This is a genomic window from Pseudomonas sp. GXZC, from assembly GCF_026967615.1.
In the GTDB taxonomy this organism is placed as follows: domain Bacteria; phylum Pseudomonadota; class Gammaproteobacteria; order Pseudomonadales; family Pseudomonadaceae; genus Aquipseudomonas; species Aquipseudomonas azotoformans_A.
In genome coordinates this window covers 3,172,453-3,185,972 of record NZ_CP114115.1, presented here as the reverse complement: position 1 = coordinate 3,185,972, position 13,520 = coordinate 3,172,453, and the positions used below count along the sequence as shown (strand labels likewise).

The following is a 13,520-nucleotide window of genomic DNA, read 5'->3' as shown; positions in this document are numbered from 1 at the left end:
TTTTTTATGCGTTGAGTTTGATCGACGCCAGCACCTGCTTTTGCCCCATGCTGCACGGCACACCTTCGGGCTGCGCCCGCACCGCTTCGATCACCCCCAGCAATTGCGCCTTGCTATGAGCCAGTTGCGCTTGCATCTCTTCGATCTGCGCGACCTTGCGCTCCAGCGCCTCGATCAGCTCTTCACGCTTGTGCTCACCCGGCGCCGGCATCAGCGCCTTGAGTTCCTGCAAGGTAAAACCGGCCTGTTGCGCGCTCTGAATCAGCTGCAACGTCTGCAACGCTTCCGCCGAGTAGCGCCGATAACCATTGGCCTGGCGCCCCACCTGGCTGATCAGCCCCTCGGCCTCATAAAAGCGGATCCGCGACGCCGCCAGCCCACTCTGCTTTGCCAGCTCACCAATATTCATCGCCGCACCTGCTTGACATTAAAGTTAACTTTAAGCTTAGCCTGAGGCCTCCCCCGCTCAGGAGTCAACCCATGTCACCCTTTGAAGCCCTGCAACTGCCCAATGGCCAAGTCCTCTCCAACCGCATCGCCAAGGCCGCGATGGAAGAAAACATGGCCGATGGCAATCAGGCGCCGTCCCCTGAACTGAAGCAGCTGTACAAGGCCTGGGCGCAGGGCGAGCCTGGCTTGTTGATCACCGGCAACGTGATGGTCGACCGCCGCGCCATGACCGGCCCTGGCGGCGTGGCCCTTGAAGACGAGCAGCACCTGGCGAGCTTTCGCGAGTGGGCCGACGTGGCGCGCGGCAACGGCGTGCACTTCTGGGTTCAGCTCAGCCACCCAGGCCGCCAGACACCGGCCAACTTGCGCCAGCAAGCCATTGCTCCGTCCGCCGTGGCGCTCGACCTGGGCGGTTTCTCCAAGATGTTTGCCACGCCCAAGGCCATGACCGAGGACGATATCCAGGATGTGATCCAGCGCTTTGCCACCAGCGCACGCCTGGCTGAAAAAGCCGGGTTTACCGGCGTGCAGATCCACGGCGCCCATGGCTACTTGCTCAGCCAGTTCCTGTCGCCGTTGAGCAATCAACGCACCGACCGCTGGGGCGGCTCCCTGGAGAACCGCGCACGGTTGTTGCTGGAAGTGATCCGTGCGGTACGCGCCAACGTCAGCCCGTCGTTTTGTGTCGCCGTCAAACTCAACTCCGCCGACTTCCAACGGGGCGGTTTTGCAGAAGCCGATGCACGCGCCGTGGTCGAAATGCTCAACCCGCTGCCCATCGACCTGCTGGAATTATCCGGCGGCAGTTACGAAGCACCGGCCATGCAAGGCGAAGCGCGTGACGGCCGCACCCTGGCGCGGGAGGCGTACTTCCTGGAGTTCGCCAGCCAACTGGCAACCCTCGCCAAGATGCCGGTGATGGTCACCGGCGGCATCCGTCGCCTGCCCATCGTGCAACAGGTGCTGGACAGCGGCGTCGCCATGGCCGGGATCGCTACCGCCCTGACGCTGGAACCGCAGCTGATCCAGCACTGGCGCGAAGGTCGCGACCCCAACCCGCAGCTCAAGCCCATCGACTGGAAGCGCAAACCCCTGGCCTCCCTCGCCATCCTCGCCGTGGTGCGCTACCAGATGCGCCGCCTCAGCCGCGGCCATTTGCCCAAGGCCAACGTCGCGCCGTGCATGGCGCTGGTGCGTGATCAATGGTTTCTGGCGCGACGCACCCGGCAATACCGGGCGGCCATGACGCAATCTTCACATTAAAGGATGAACATCCGCCGTGATCGAACTGTCCCCTATTGATCAGCAGTTTTTAACCTCACTGACGATTGGAGTTCTTCATGGCGAAAATCAACCTGGCCCAGCAATTGGCGACCACCCTTGAACAGGCGGGTATCAAGCGCATCTGGGGGCTGACCGGCGACAGCCTCAACGGCCTCACCGACGCCCTGCGCACCATGGACAGTATCGAGTGGATGCATGTGCGTCATGAGGAAGTGGCTGCGTTCGCCGCCGGCGCCGAAGCGGCGGCCACCGGAGAACTGACCGTGTGTGCCGGCAGCTGCGGGCCGGGCAACCTGCATTTGATCAATGGCCTGTTCGACTGCCATCGCAACCATGTGCCGGTGCTGGCAATTGCCGCGCAGATTCCGTCGTCGGAGATCGGCCTGAACTACTTCCAGGAAACTCATCCGCAGGAACTGTTCAAGGAGTGCAGCCACTTTATCGAGCTGGTCACCAACCCCGAACAGATGCCTCACGTGCTGCACCGCGCCATGCGTTCGGCGATCCTCAATCGCGGCGTGGCGGTGGTGGTGATTCCGGGCGATGTGTCGCTGCTGGAAGTCGAAGACAAGCTCAAGCCGTGGCCCGCCTTGCATGCGCCACGCACGCTGCCGGCGGAGCAGGACCTGCAACGCCTCACCGATATCCTGGAAAGCAGCCAGAAAACCACCCTGCTGTGTGGCAGCGGCTGTGCCGGCGCCCATGACCAGGTGGTCGCCCTGGCTGACGCCCTCGGCGCCCCCGTGGTACACGCCCTGCGCGGTAAAGAGCACGTGGAATGGGACAACCCGTTCGACGTGGGCATGACCGGCCTGATCGGCTTCAGCTCCGGCTACCATGCCATGCTCGACTGCGACACCTTGATCATGCTCGGCACCGACTTCCCCTACCGCCAGTTCTACCCAACCGACGCCAAGATCATTCAGGTCGACCGTAACCCGCAGGCCCTCGGCCGCCGCGCCACACTGGACCTGGGTATTGCCGCGGATGTCAGCGAAACCATCGGCGCCCTGCTGCCGCGCCTGACGCGCAAGACCGATCGCAGCTTTCTCGAAACGTCCCTGAAGCATTACGAGAAAGCCCGCCAAGGGCTGGACGACCTCGCTCAACCCTCAAAAGCCAATCGACCGATTCACCCGCAATACGTCGCACGTTTGCTCAGTGAATTGGCGGATGACGATGCAATCTTTACCGCCGATGTCGGATCGCCCACCGTGTGGGCTGCACGCTATTTGAAGATGAACGGCAAGCGCCGCCTGATCGGTTCGTTCAACCACGGCTCGATGGCCAACGCCATGCCCCAAGCCATTGGTGCCCAGGCAGCCTTTCCGGATCGTCAGGTGATCTCGATGTCCGGTGATGGTGGTTTCGCCATGCTGATGGGGGACTTCATCTCGTTGGCACAGCTGAAACTGCCGGTGAAGGTCATCGTGTTCGATAACTCTTCCTTGGGGTTCGTAGCCATGGAAATGAAGGCTGCGGGTTATCTGGATACCGGTACCGAGCTGAAAAACCCGGACTTCGCCGCCATGTCCAACGCCATGGGCATTCTCGGCATTCGCGTGGAGCAATCCGAAGACCTGGAACCGGCCCTGCGCCGCGCCCTCGACCATGACGGCCCGGTGCTGGTGGACGTGGTCACCGCGACCCAAGAGTTGGTGATGCCGCCGACCATCAAGCTGGAACAGGCCAAGGGGTTCAGCCTGTATATGCTCAAGGCGGTGATGAGTGGCCGTGGCGATGAGGTGATCGAACTGGCGCGGACCAACTGGTTGCGCTAGCGCAAGGAAGCGCCGTAGCGGACCACTACTTCGGTGATCACCTCGACCATGCGTGGGTCCGCCTCCGGCGCGCTGAACAGGCGGAACTCGGCATCGGGCAATTCGGGTAACCCGTGCTCGGCGCCGAGTACCGTCAAGCCGGGCACCAGTTGGCTGCGCGCGATCGGTGCAATGGCAAACCCCGCCAACGCAGCGGCATGCAGCGCCGCATAGCTTGAGCACAGCATAGCGGTACGCTGGACAATGCCCGCCTGGGCCAGACGTGAAAGCGCCGCTTCGCGATAAGGACAAGGCTCGGGAAACAGCGCCAAGGGCAAGGGCGTCGGCAACGTCGTCAGCGGTTGCGCAGACCAGGCCCACACCAGCGGCTCCTGCCACAGCGCCAGGCCAGGCTCGCTGGATTCGCACAATGAACCCACGACCACATCCAATTCGCCCAGCTTCATCAACGCCAGCAATGAACCGGGAATACCCACCTGCACAGTGATTTGCAGGCCGGGGTATTGCGCGGCAACCTCCTGCAACTCGCGCAACAGACGCGCATCCGCGAACTCTTCCGACACTCCAACGCGCAAGCTTCCTTCAAATGCCGAGCGCGTCAGCTCGGCCCAGGCATTGCGATTCAGCGCCAGGATGCCCCGTGCGTAGGCCATCAAGCGTTCGCCGTCCGGCGTAAGTTGCTGGGAGCGCGTGGTGCGGGTGAGCAAGGGCTTGCCCACCTGTTCCTCCAAACGACGCAGATGCCCGCTGACCGCCGATTGGGTGAGGTGCAAACGGGCAGCGGCGCGGCTGAAGCCTTCTTCATCCACCACGGCGACAAAGGTTTTTAGCAGGACGGTATCGAACATATTCTTAAAACAGATTAATCAGGCAATAAAACACGATTTATATTTCACTTAGCGTTATGTTGCAATGCTTGGGTCATCTTTCTCCGAGACCCGCCATGACCACCCTCCTGCACATCGAATGCTCACCGCGCAAACAGCGCTCCGCCTCTTTGGAAATCGCCCGCCAGTTTATCGCGCGGTATCAGCAGAACGCGCCGGATACCCAGGTGAATACCCTGGACCTCTGGGCGCTCGACCTTCCCGAATTCGACGGCCCGATCATGGACGCCAAATACGCCGGGCTCAGTGGAACGCCCTTGAGCGAAGAACAAGCCCTCGCCTGGGAAACGCTGAAAAGGCTGGCGGCCCAACTGCATCAGGCTGACGTGCTGGTGTTCTCGGTTCCGCTGTGGAATTTCGCCGTGCCCTACAAGCTCAAGCACTTTATCGACGTGGTGTCGCAGAAGGACGTGTTGTTCGAATTCAGCCCGGAGCACGGGTTGCGCGGGCTGCTGCGCAACAAGACGGCGGTGAGCGTGTATGCGCGGGGTATGGATTTTTCGGCGCCGGACACTCAGGCGATGGATTTCCAGAAGCCTTACATGGAGGCCTGGCTAGGCTTTATCGGGGTGACGGATGTGCACTCGTTGTATGTAGAGAAGACCATCCTGGGGCCGGAGGTCGATCAGGCGTCGCGCCTGAAGAGCACAGCGTTGGCGCTGTTGCTTGCGGATCAGTTGGCCTGACAACACGCAAAAGACCCGGCCGCTTTGGCCGGGTCTACAGCCGTCAACCGTGCTGTTTTTCGACCCACTTGCCATAGGCGTCAATGAACGCCTGCAGGAACGGCTTGGTCTTTTCCGAGAGCTTGCCCGCCTCGTCAAACACACTGCCCGCGCCGCCCAGATAGGCCTCCGGCTGCTGCATGCACGGCACATCGAGAAATACCAGGGACTGGCGCAGGTGATGGTTGGCGCCAAATCCGCCAATCGCACCCGGCGAGACACTGATGATCGCCCCCGGCTTGCCACTCCAGGCACTCTGCCCGTACGGCCGCGAACCGACGTCGATGGCGTTCTTCAACGGGGCGGGCACGGAGCGGTTGTATTCCGGGGTCACGAACAACACCGCGTCGGATGAACTCACGTGTTTGCGGAAAGTACTGTAGGCTGCCGGCGGTGTCGCACCGTCAATGTCTTCGTTGTAGAGCGGCAAATCGCCAATTTCCACAATGTTCAACTTCAGGTTGGCCGGGGCCAGTTCGGCCAGTGCCAGTGCGACCTTGCGGTTGATCGAGTCTTTTCTCAAGCTGCCGACCACGACGGCTACGGTGTAGACCTTGCTCATTGGGGTTTCCCGACGTCTGACTAAAGGAGCTTGTAGTTATAGAGTCTTCGCGGCGTGTTCACCAGAAGGTTTTGATATTCCTGCGGGCGTTTGCCTGGCGCTGCGACACGTAGGAAGCATCTGAAAATATCAGCGAATAGTATTTTTATTCCGTAAGTAAACTACCCCGCTCCATGACGGTCTACAGAACCGCAAATCGAGTGTTTATCTCCAGAGGTTCTAAACAGATGGCAGCAGTATTAGTCGGACAGTTTCATGCCAGAGACGCAGAAGGACGCGTGTATTCGGTGCATGAGTTCCAGGAATCCAACCCGGCGCAAGGCGACCTGGCTGGCTCGGCACCTACCACCACCTACAAGCTGGCCATTGGCGACCGTGTAGAGAAACTGGAAGGCGACGAATTCAAGTTGATCCAATCGGGCACCATTCTTGTGCGCGAATCGCAAACTACCCTCGCGTCATAAGATCTCGCCCTATCCACCTGCTCAGTCCTGGCCATTGACGGCATTGACTGGGCTGGGGTGATCACGGACGACGGATTTCCGTGACCTCGATGCCCTGCTCTCCCTGTACCTTCTTCAGCGTGACCATCAACCGCCCCCGCTCGCCTTCAACGGCATACAGCGAACGCTGGTAGCCCGCCGAGTTGTAGCCCGGATGCGCGACCACCTGCCTGACCAACTCCATGCCCAGCACCGAGCCCACCTGCTCGACCACCTGTTCCTGGGAGCGGATAAAGGCTTCAAGGGCCAGGTTTTCCGGCGCGGTTTCGTTTTGAGTGTCGAGGAGATAAGCAGCCACGCAGCCGACGGTCACCAGGACCAGCAGTTGCTTGGCCGTTACCCCGAGGAAAATCGAGGGTAAAGGCATATGAGACCAGACCTGTTTTTGTTGTTAATGCCGGTAGCCGGCTGTGGTCGTTGATGATCAGCGCAGCCATTCTATTGAATACCCGGCCCGCTGCACATAGACTCCGGCGATGCGTTTACGTCATATCGAAGTGATTCAAGCCATCTTGCAGACCGGACACCCAGGCTTGGCCGCCGAGTGGTTGCAACTCTCCGTGGGCGATGTGGACGCGGCGCTCAAGGACGCCGAGCAGCAGCTGGGCTTTATGCTGTTCGCCAGTGTGCGTGGACGCTTGCAGGCCACCCGGGAAACCCTGGAACTGCAAGCTGAGATCGCCCACGTCTATGAAGCGCTGGAGCCGGTGCAACGTCTGGCCAGCCGCTTGAAACACCATCATGCCCCCACTCTGCGCGCCCTCTGCACGCCGCCCCTGGCCAATCAACTGCTACCGCAAAGCATTGCAGCGTTGCGCCGACGCTTTCAGGACACACCGTGCAACCTGTCGAGCCAACCGACCCGAGAGATCGTCAGGAGTTTGCTGCTGCACGAAGCCGATGTGGGTTTGAGCCTGCATGACCCGGAACATCCGCAGATCCACTGCACGGTATTGGCCCAGGGCAAACTGCAATTGCTCGCCCCCCATGGCTGGCTCAAGCCCAAGCAAAAATACATCGCGCTACAGGATCTGGCCGGGCAATCGATGATCGGCCTGGAAGGCCAGGACCCGCTCAGCCGCCTGCTGGATGCCAAGCTGCAAGCCCTGCGCCCGCTGCCCGTGGTGCAGACACGCGTACAGACCTACCAAATGATGCGCAGCATGGTAGAAGCGGGAGAAGGCCTGGCAGTGGTCGACCCCTTCACCGCGTTCGGCGCGCGTGAGGCGGGGCTGGATGCCTGCCCGGTGTCGCCGCCGATCATGGTCAGCCTGTACGCGCTGACCCTCAAGGATGGCGTGACCTCGCCCGCATTGAATGCGCTGCTGGAAATCGTGACGCAAAAGGCCGAGGGCCTGCTGGCGGGTTAAGGCTTGTCGACTTCGCTCTTGAACAGCCGATACCAGAATATCGCCACTTCACGGGTTTGCGGATCGATGCCGCGATAGCGCAGGTGATCGACCCCGCCCATCACATAACCGCAACGCTCATACAATCGGCAGGCGCCCAGGTTGTTGTTCTGGGTTTCCAGCATCATGCCCGGCAGGTTCTTCTTGCGACTCCAGAACTGCGCCACATCCAGCAACGCCTTGGCCACCCCGTGGCGCCGCGCGGGCAAGGCCACCGCCAGTTCGTCGACGTGGGCAAAACCGTTCCAGTTGGTGCTGACCACGATATGCCCCACCGGGCGATCATCCAGGTAGGCCATGAAGATCGCGCTGTCGGGCGCGTCACGGAAACTGGCGAACTCTTCAGGGTCGATGCCATAGCACTTGCGGTACGGCAGGATGCGCTCCACGGGCCATTGATCGACCCGCTTGCCCATCTGCGGCTCACCGTAGGCACTGACCTCAAAGCTGAAATCATTGCCCCACACGTAGGCATCAAAGCCTTCGTCGGCGACCCGTACACTGAGCCCCGGATACTTCGGGTTCATTACAGCTTGCATAACCATCCTTAAGCCTTGATGCAATCGACGGTGTAACAACGACCACTGCCGTCATCTTCGTGTTGCAACCCATGAACATCGGCGACAAAACCGGGAAAACTGCTATCGAACGTCCGGGCAAACGCCAGGTAGTCGATGATCGAGCGCGTCGACTCGGTAAAGCGCTCGCCCGGCATGATCAATGGAATACCGGGCGGGTAAGGCACCAGCATCACTGCTGCGACGCGGCCTTGCAAGGCATCAATGGACACTGCCTCCACTTCGCCCCTCACCAATTGATCGTAGGCGTCGGCCGGTTTCATCGCGATTTCCGGCAAGACGGTGTACATGCGCTTGAGGTGTTTCGCCGTGGCATTGCTGCGGTAACAGCCGTGCAATTGGTTGCACAGATCGCGCAAACCCAGCCCCTGGTAACGCGCCGGCCCTTGGGCGAACACCGAAGGCAGGCAACTGGCCAGGCTGACATTGGCGTCGTAACTGCGCTTGAATTCCAGCAACTCGGTGAGCAAGGTACTCCATTTGCCCTTGGTGATGCCCATGGAGAACAACACGAGGAAGGAATACAGCCCGGTTTTTTCCACCACCAGGCCACGTTCCCAAAGGAATTTACTGACGACCGCTGCGGGAATCCCGCAATCGCTGAGGGCGCCGCCGGCATTGAGGCCGGGCATCACCAGGGTCACTTTGATCGGGTCCAGCAGCACATAGTCTTCGGCCACGTCGCCGAAGCCATGCCAATCATCCTCAGGGTGCAACAGCCAATCGGCGGTGACGACGCGGTCGATACCCGCCACCGAGGGCGGCTGCCAGATCGAAAACCACCAATCCTCTTCAGCAATGTGCTGGCGTAAGTTGGCCAAGGCGCGGCGGAAACTCAACGCCTCGTCGAACATTTCCTGCAACAGCGAACGCCCGGCCGGACCTTCCATCATCGCCGATGCCACATCCAGCGAGGCAATGATGCTGTATTGCGGCGACGTGGAGATGTGCATCATGAAGGCTTCGTTGAACCGATCACGGTCCAGTTGACGTGCGCCACCGTCCTGCACATGGATCATCGAGGCCTGGCTGAAGGCCGCCAGCAGCTTGTGGGTCGAGTGGGTGGTGAACACCAACGGGCTGTCTGGCGTGCGCGAAGTACCCATGCCGTAGCGCCCGGCGAAGAACTCGTGGAATGCCGCATAGGCATACCAGGCCTCATCAAAATGCAGCACCTCGACACTGTTGCCCAGTTGTTGCTTGATCAGTTCGGCGTTGTAGCAGAGCCCGTCGTAGGTGGAATTGGTCACCACCGCCATTTTCACTTTCGGCGGGCGGCCACGGGTCAGCGGGCTGGCGTCGATCTTGGTGCGGATCGATTCGGGGCTGAATTCGCTCAGGGGAATCGGGCCGATAATCCCCAGTTCGTTACGTTCGGGGCACAGGTACAACGGGATGGCGCCGGTCATGATGATCGAGTGCAACACCGACTTATGGCAATTGCGGTCCACCAGCACCAAGTCATCGCGGCCGACCATGGAATGCCAGACGATCTTGTTGGCGGTAGAGGTGCCGTTGATCACGAAGAAGGTGTGGTCGGCGCCAAAGTTGCGCGCGGCGCGGGCTTCGGCTTCGGCCAGTGGGCCGGTGTGGTCCAGCAACGAGCCGAGCTCAGGCACCGATACCGACAGGTCAGAGCGCAGCGTGTTCTCCCCGAAGAACTGATGAAACGCCTGCCCCACCGGGCTCTTGCGGTAGGCCACGCCACCGCCATGGCCGGGGGTGTGCCAGGAGTAATTGGAGTCGGCGGTATGTTGCACCAGCGCCTTGAAGAATGGCGGCAACAGGCCATCCAGGTAAGTACGCGCCGCACGGGCGACTTGCCGCGCAAGAAACGGCACGGTGTCTTCGAAGAGATAGAGAATGCCGCGCAGCTGGTTGAGTTCGCTCATGGCGTCGGCGGGCGCATTTTCCAGGGTGACTTGCTCGCCCAGGGCAAAGATCGGCAGGCTCGGCGCCCGCAGCCGCGCCAGGCGGATCAGCTCGACCATGTTTTGCAGCAGGTGGGTATTTTCGCCAGCGCCTTCGGCGGCGATCAGCATGCACGCCAGGCCATGATGGGTAGAAGCCACCAGTCGCCCTTCGGCGTAATCCACTGCGGAAAAAATACTGAAGCCCTCTTGTTCCAGCTCTCGGGCGATGCCTCGGACCCGGTCACCGGCAACGGTGTCGGCCTTGATGTCACGGTGCACGATAAGCACAGGAAACTTCAGGTCTTTGTACATGAGTGCGTTCAGTCCTGAGGGCTATGCACTCAAGGGTAGAAGCTGGGGGGCGATGACGCGAATGAAGATTTTGAAAGCAATGGAGATCAGGTGGGAGCTGGCTTGCCAGCTCCACATCAGACCGTGTTCAGTCCTGGGGTTACTGCTGGGTCAGGGTTGACCACAACGCCGGCGCACCCGCCGACTTGGCAATCGCTTCCAGCCGCGCCGCATGCTCGGCCAGGTCCTGCTCACTGGCGCGGATGATCGTGGTCGGCTTGCGGTCGCCTGGCAGGCGACGGATTTCCGAAGGACGGTTGCCCGAGCCTTCCGCCGAGCCGCTGCCGTCTGAAGCGTTACCCGCCAGGGACAGGCTGGTCTGCCCACCAGTCATGGTCAGGTAGACGTCGGCAAGAATCTCGGAGTCGAGCAAGGCGCCGTGCAGCTCACGACCGGAGTTGTCGACGCCATAACGCTTGCACAAGGCATCGAGGCTGTTGCGCTGGCCGGGGTGGCGCTCACGGGCCATCATCAAGGTGTCGAGGATCGAGCAGTGCTGGGAAATGTCTGCACGATCAGTCTGCCCCATCAGGGCAAATTCGTTGTTGATGAAGCCGACGTCGAACGCCGCGTTATGGATGATCAGTTGCGCGCCGTTGATGAACTCAAAGAATTCATCGGCGACTTCAGCGAAACGCGGCTTGCCCTTGAGGAACTCGTCGGTGATGCCGTGGACGCCGATCGCGCCTTCGTCACTGTCGCGGTCCGGTTGCAGGTAGACGTGGAAGTGACGCCCGGTGAGGCGGCGACCCATCAGTTCGACACAGCCGATTTCAATGATCCGGTGGCCGTCGGTCACCGGCATGCCGGTGGTTTCGGTATCGAGTACAACAGATCGGATGGCCATCAGGGTTCAGCTCTCAACGGTGTAGTGTGATTCAAGGGGCGCGATATTAACACGTGAGTCGACATCAGCTCTGTTTGTACCCGCGCACTTCGTCCACGCCACGGTTGGCCAACTGGTCGGCGCGCTCGTTGCCGGGGTGGCCGATGTGGCCGCGTACCCACTTCCAGGTGATGTCATGGCGATTGCATTGCTCATCGAGCAGTTGCCACAGGTCGGCATTCTTCACCGGCTCCTTGGCCGCCGTCTTCCAGCCGCGTTTCTTCCAGTTGACCATCCACTCGTTGATGCCCTTCATCACGTATTGCGAGTCGGTCACCAGCAACACGTTGCAACGGCGCTTGAGTTCTTCCAGGCCGCGAATCGCGCCCATCAGCTCCATGCGGTTGTTGGTGGTATTGGGCTCGCCGCCCCACAACTCTTTCTCCACGCCCTTGCACACCAGCAACGCGCCCCAGCCGCCAGGGCCGGGGTTGCCTTTACAGGCGCCATCGGTGAAGAGTTCTACGCTATCGGTCATCGGTTGCTCGGTATTCATTCAAAAAGAGGGTCATGCGTCGCTTTGCTTGCGGTTGACCTTGGCCATCGGCATCGGCACCAACTTGCCCATCGGCTCGCGGCGTACCTGTTGCACCGGCCGCAACCCAACCACGATCTTGCGCGCCACCAGCAGATAGAAGCCGCCACCCGACAATTGCCAGGCGCCTGCGCGGCGCTCCCAGCCGGCCAGGCGGGCTTGCCACTTGGTCGACGCAAGCGGCGGACGATAGCACCCGAAGCGGCGTTTCTCCAGCGCGAAGCCCAGCAGGTTCAGCCAGTCCCCCACCCGTTGCGGCGAGATGCAGCGCGCCTGGCGCAAGGCGTCGTGGGCGAATACGTGGCGCAAGCCCCAACTGCTCCAGGGGTTGATCCCGACAATCAGCAAATGACCACCCGGACGCACACTGCTCGCCGCTTCGCGCAGCAAGCCGTGGGGCGACAGGCAGAAATCCAGGCCATGCTGCAACACCACCACGTCGGCGGCGTGCTCGCTCAACGGCCAGGCCTGCTCCTCGCAGACAATCTCCACCCCCGGCAACGGTGCACCCAGGCGAACATTGCGCTGCACCTGGGGCGCGCACGGCGGCGTTTCGGCCGAAGGTCCGTAATGCACCAGGTAGCCGCCAAAGAACCGGCCCAACTCGTCTTCGAGCATGCGCCGTTCTTCGTCCAGCAGAAATTGCCCGATCGGACCGGACAGCCATTCACGGGCTGCACTGATCAGGGCCAGCCACTCAGGATCGGCCTGGGCGAACGCTTTATCAGTCATTGCATTCTCCAACTCGCCTAGACGTTCTAAGATGCACCAATGTGTTCAGCTTGGCGAATCGAAGAATGATACAGATCAGTGCCCTGCCCGCCTTCACCGATAACTACATCTGGTTGTTACAAGACCCGAGCACCCAGCGCTGCGCCGTGGTCGACCCCGGCGATGCCGCGCCGGTTCTGGCCTGGCTCAAGCAAAACCCTGAGTGGGTCCTGAGCGACATCCTCATCACCCACCATCACCACGACCATGTCGGCGGCGTCGAACAACTCAAACGGGTGACTAATGCCAAGGTGTACGGCCCGGCCAACGAGAAAATCCCGGCGCGGGACGTCGCCCTTAACGATGACGAGCGGATCAGCGTGCTCGGCTGGGATTTCGACATTTATACCGTGCCCGGCCACACCCTGGGCCATATCGCGTTTTATCACCAAGGCGTGCTGTTCTGTGGCGACACCCTGTTCGCCGCCGGTTGCGGGCGTCTGTTCGAAGGCACGCCAGAACAGATGCACACCTCCCTTGAGCGTCTGGCCGCGCTGCCCGCCGACACCTTGGTGTACTGCACCCACGAATACACACAAAGCAACCTCAAGTTTGCCCAGGCCGTGGAACCGGACAATGCCGATATCGCCGAACGGGTGGAAAACGTCCGCCAATTACGCGAACGTGGCGAGATCACGCTGCCTTCCAATCTGGCCCTGGAAACGCGCACCAACCCCTTTCTGCGCACCTCTGAAACATCCGTTAAACAAAAAGCGGACGAACGGAATGGCCGCGACAACCGCTCTGGGGCCGAGGTGTTTGCTAGCTTGAGGGCGTGGAAAGATAAGTTCTAACGGGAAGCAATCTGATACGTAATTTCTGAATGGTTGACCGGAACCAAACGGGTTTCTAGAATCGCCCGACATTTTTGCCCGGAACTTACTT

At 60.9% G+C, this 13,520-nt stretch carries 15 protein-coding genes; 6 read left to right on the top strand and 9 right to left on the bottom strand.

Annotation, left to right across the window (positions count from 1 at the left end):
• Positions 1-4: 4 nt before the first annotated feature.
• Positions 5-409, bottom strand: a complete 405-nt coding sequence (locus tag OZ428_RS14890) for a MerR family transcriptional regulator (protein ID WP_033902262.1) — start codon at positions 407-409, stop codon at positions 5-7.
• A 71-nt stretch (positions 410-480) separates the two neighbouring features.
• Between OZ428_RS14890 and OZ428_RS14885 the strand changes: the two genes are divergently transcribed.
• A complete protein-coding gene (locus OZ428_RS14885; RefSeq protein WP_269133897.1) occupies positions 481-1,713 on the top strand; it encodes an NADH:flavin oxidoreductase/NADH oxidase family protein in 1,233 nt (410 codons plus the stop codon).
• A gap of 77 nt (positions 1,714-1,790) precedes the next feature.
• Positions 1,791-3,515, top strand: a complete 1,725-nt coding sequence (gene poxB, locus OZ428_RS14880; RefSeq protein WP_269133896.1) for a ubiquinone-dependent pyruvate dehydrogenase — start codon at positions 1,791-1,793, stop codon at positions 3,513-3,515.
• Here the strand turns inward: poxB and OZ428_RS14875 are convergent.
• On the bottom strand, positions 3,512-4,363 hold the full coding sequence (locus tag OZ428_RS14875; RefSeq protein WP_269133895.1) for a LysR family transcriptional regulator: 852 nt from the start codon (positions 4,361-4,363) through the stop codon (positions 3,512-3,514). The two genes, poxB and OZ428_RS14875, sit on opposite strands and share 4 nt — an antisense overlap.
• 95 nt (positions 4,364-4,458) lie before the next feature.
• On the opposite strand from OZ428_RS14875, the gene OZ428_RS14870 reads away from it, so the two are divergent.
• The gene (locus tag OZ428_RS14870; protein WP_269133894.1) at positions 4,459-5,088 is read left to right on the top strand and encodes an FMN-dependent NADH-azoreductase; all 630 of its coding nucleotides are present in this window, start codon (positions 4,459-4,461) and stop codon (positions 5,086-5,088) included.
• Between the two features lie 43 nt (positions 5,089-5,131).
• Here the strand turns inward: OZ428_RS14870 and OZ428_RS14865 are convergent, their stop codons facing one another.
• Positions 5,132-5,689: an NADPH-dependent FMN reductase gene (locus OZ428_RS14865; RefSeq protein WP_269133893.1), complete on the bottom strand. Its 558-nt coding sequence runs from the start codon at positions 5,687-5,689 to the stop codon at positions 5,132-5,134.
• A gap of 227 nt (positions 5,690-5,916) precedes the next feature.
• On the opposite strand from OZ428_RS14865, the gene OZ428_RS14860 reads away from it, so the two are divergent.
• Positions 5,917-6,153: a hypothetical protein gene (locus OZ428_RS14860; RefSeq protein WP_016979714.1), complete on the top strand. Its 237-nt coding sequence runs from the start codon at positions 5,917-5,919 to the stop codon at positions 6,151-6,153.
• Between the two features lie 61 nt (positions 6,154-6,214).
• Here the strand turns inward: OZ428_RS14860 and OZ428_RS14855 are convergent, their stop codons facing one another.
• Positions 6,215-6,559, bottom strand: a complete 345-nt coding sequence (locus OZ428_RS14855; protein WP_269133892.1) for a hypothetical protein — start codon at positions 6,557-6,559, stop codon at positions 6,215-6,217.
• A 109-nt stretch (positions 6,560-6,668) separates the two neighbouring features.
• Here OZ428_RS14855 and OZ428_RS14850 point away from each other — a divergent pair, with 109 nt between their 5' ends.
• Positions 6,669-7,562 (top strand): LysR substrate-binding domain-containing protein, encoded by an 894-nt coding sequence (locus tag OZ428_RS14850; RefSeq protein ID WP_269133891.1) that lies wholly within the window; start codon positions 6,669-6,671, stop codon positions 7,560-7,562.
• Here the strand turns inward: OZ428_RS14850 and OZ428_RS14845 are convergent.
• The 5 genes from OZ428_RS14845 to OZ428_RS14825 form a co-directional block, all read right to left on the bottom strand.
• A complete protein-coding gene (locus OZ428_RS14845; protein ID WP_177112536.1) occupies positions 7,559-8,140 on the bottom strand; it encodes a GNAT family N-acetyltransferase in 582 nt (193 codons plus the stop codon). The two genes, OZ428_RS14850 and OZ428_RS14845, sit on opposite strands and share 4 nt — an antisense overlap.
• Before the next feature lie 8 nt (positions 8,141-8,148).
• Positions 8,149-10,404 carry an Orn/Lys/Arg decarboxylase N-terminal domain-containing protein gene (locus tag OZ428_RS14840; protein WP_269133890.1) on the bottom strand — a complete coding sequence of 752 codons (2,256 nt, stop codon included), beginning with the start codon at positions 10,402-10,404 and terminating at the stop codon, positions 8,149-8,151.
• A 139-nt stretch (positions 10,405-10,543) separates the two neighbouring features.
• Positions 10,544-11,284, bottom strand: coding sequence for a DNA polymerase III subunit epsilon (dnaQ, locus tag OZ428_RS14835; RefSeq protein WP_177053027.1), 741 nt, complete (start codon positions 11,282-11,284; stop codon positions 10,544-10,546).
• Positions 11,285-11,354: 70 nt separating this feature from the next.
• Positions 11,355-11,807, bottom strand: a complete 453-nt coding sequence (gene rnhA / locus OZ428_RS14830; protein WP_010210917.1) for a ribonuclease HI — start codon at positions 11,805-11,807, stop codon at positions 11,355-11,357.
• 30 nt (positions 11,808-11,837) lie between these two features.
• Positions 11,838-12,596, bottom strand: a complete 759-nt coding sequence (locus tag OZ428_RS14825; protein WP_016979721.1) for a methyltransferase domain-containing protein — start codon at positions 12,594-12,596, stop codon at positions 11,838-11,840.
• Between the two features lie 65 nt (positions 12,597-12,661).
• Between OZ428_RS14825 and gloB the strand changes: the two genes are divergently transcribed.
• Positions 12,662-13,429 (top strand): hydroxyacylglutathione hydrolase, encoded by a 768-nt coding sequence (gloB, locus tag OZ428_RS14820; protein ID WP_269133889.1) that lies wholly within the window; start codon positions 12,662-12,664, stop codon positions 13,427-13,429.
• Positions 13,430-13,520 lie beyond the last annotated feature (91 nt).